Source organism: New Jersey aster yellows phytoplasma (genome assembly GCF_002554195.1).
Taxonomy (GTDB): domain Bacteria; phylum Bacillota_I; class Bacilli_A; order Acholeplasmatales; family Acholeplasmataceae; genus Phytoplasma.
This window is the reverse complement of sequence record NZ_MAPF01000033.1, coordinates 1-1450: the sequence shown is the minus strand read 5'-3', so window position 1 is coordinate 1450 and position 1450 is coordinate 1. Positions and strand designations below refer to the sequence as shown.

The 1450-nt window shown below is 42.6% G+C and carries 11 tRNA genes and 2 rRNA genes; all 13 read right to left on the bottom strand.

The features are described from left to right. Window positions 1–137: 137 nt before the first annotated feature. A tRNA-Phe gene (locus BBA70_RS01430) sits at window positions 138–213 on the bottom strand. Window positions 214–215: 2 nt separating this feature from the next. Then, window positions 216–291: transfer RNA gene (locus BBA70_RS01425), tRNA-Asp, on the bottom strand. Window positions 292–296: 5 nt separating this feature from the next. After that, window positions 297–373: transfer RNA gene (locus BBA70_RS01420), tRNA-Met, on the bottom strand. Between the two features lie 17 nt (window positions 374–390). Further along, a tRNA-Ser gene (locus tag BBA70_RS01415) sits at window positions 391–481 on the bottom strand. A gap of 6 nt (window positions 482–487) precedes the next feature. After that, window positions 488–564 (bottom strand) — tRNA-Ile (locus BBA70_RS01410). Between the two features lies 1 nt (window position 565). Continuing rightward, window positions 566–642 (bottom strand) — tRNA-Met (locus BBA70_RS01405). 38 nt (window positions 643–680) lie between these two features. After that, window positions 681–756, bottom strand: a tRNA-Ala gene (locus BBA70_RS01400). A gap of 8 nt (window positions 757–764) precedes the next feature. Continuing rightward, a tRNA-Leu gene (locus tag BBA70_RS01395) sits at window positions 765–850 on the bottom strand. A gap of 60 nt (window positions 851–910) precedes the next feature. Then, window positions 911–986: transfer RNA gene (locus tag BBA70_RS01390), tRNA-Lys, on the bottom strand. Between the two features lie 7 nt (window positions 987–993). Beyond that, a tRNA-Thr gene (locus BBA70_RS01385) sits at window positions 994–1069 on the bottom strand. Window positions 1070–1121: 52 nt separating this feature from the next. Continuing rightward, a tRNA-Val gene (locus BBA70_RS01380) sits at window positions 1122–1197 on the bottom strand. Between the two features lie 25 nt (window positions 1198–1222). Next, window positions 1223–1331, bottom strand: a 5S ribosomal RNA gene (rrf, locus tag BBA70_RS01375). A 36-nt stretch (window positions 1332–1367) separates the two neighbouring features. Then, a 23S ribosomal RNA gene (locus tag BBA70_RS01370) occupies window positions 1368–1450 on the bottom strand; the annotation flags it as partial.

The following is a 1450-nucleotide window of genomic DNA, read 5'->3' as shown; positions in this document are numbered from 1 at the left end:
GTTTTTTATATTCTAATAGTTATAAATAATTTAATAAAAGTCGATATAAAAAGATAAAAGTAGCCTTTTTGGGGCTACTCATTTGTTTATTTGGCTTAAGAAAGATATAGTTAAAAAAATAAAATCAGAAAATAATATGGTGGCTCCGGACAGAATCGAACTGTCGACACGAGGCTCTTCAGGCCACTGCTCTACCGACTGAGCTACAGAGCCTATGGCGGTCCGGACGGGACTTGAACCCGCGATCTCCTGCGTGACAGGCAAGCATGTTAACCACTACACCACCGGACCAATTTTGGTTGCGGGGATAGGATTCGAACCTACGACCTTCGGATTATGAGCCCGACGAGCTACCAAACTGCTCTACCCCGCGGTATAATATTTAATTGATGGCGGAGGAAGAGGGATTCGAACCCCCGCGTCCTTTCGGACCTCTCAGTTTTCAAGACTGACCCCTTCAACCGGACTTGGGTATTCCTCCAAAAAATGGTGGACCCGGTAGGATTCGAACCTACGACCAACCGGTTATGAGCCGGTAGCTCTGACCAGCTGAGCTACAGGTCCATGGTAGCGGCAGAGGGATTCGAACCCTCGACCTCACGGGTATGAACCGTACACTCTAGCCAGCTGAGCTACACCGCCATCATTTTAAGATTAATATATTAATGTTAATGTTTTTATGGTGGAGCTTAGCGGGATCGAACCGCTGACCTTCTGTGTGCAAGACAGATGCTCTTCCAGCTGAGCTAAAGCCCCAAACAAAATGGTACCTGGAGTCGGACTTGAACCGACACAGCTATAAACTATGGGATTTTAAGTCCCACGTGTCTACCGATTCCACCATCCAGGCAATATATATAAACATTTTTTTGTATAAAAATAAAAAAGAAAAGTAAAGGTTAATAAAAAGTGGTATCCCGTGAAGGAGTCGAACCTTCGACACCTTGATTAAAAGTCAAGTGCTCTACCAGCTGAGCTAACGGGACAATAAAGTGGTGCCAAAAACAGGAATCGAACCCGTAACCTACTGATTACAAATCAGTTGCTCTACCTATTGAGCTATTTTGGCAATAAAATTATTGTTTTTCTATAAAAAAAGAATAAAAAAGATAGTAATTGTTTGGTAGAGGATGAGGGACTTGAACCCCCGACATTCTGCTTGTAAGGCAGACGCTCTCCCAACTGAGCTAATCCTCTTTTTTATTCTTTTTTATAAAGCAAACCTTGGCACTCCCTATCTTCGCTCAATAAAGAACTATTGTCAGTACTAAGGACTTAACTGCTGTGTTCGGGATGGGAACAGGTGTTGCCCCTTAGTTTTATGCACCAAGGATCTTTCAAAACTAGATAAACGTTGGTATTTAAAAAACTCAAAGTCAATGGGTCTATTAGTACTAGTCAGCTGAAAAGATCACTCTTCTTACACCTCTAGCCTATCAACCTGATAGTC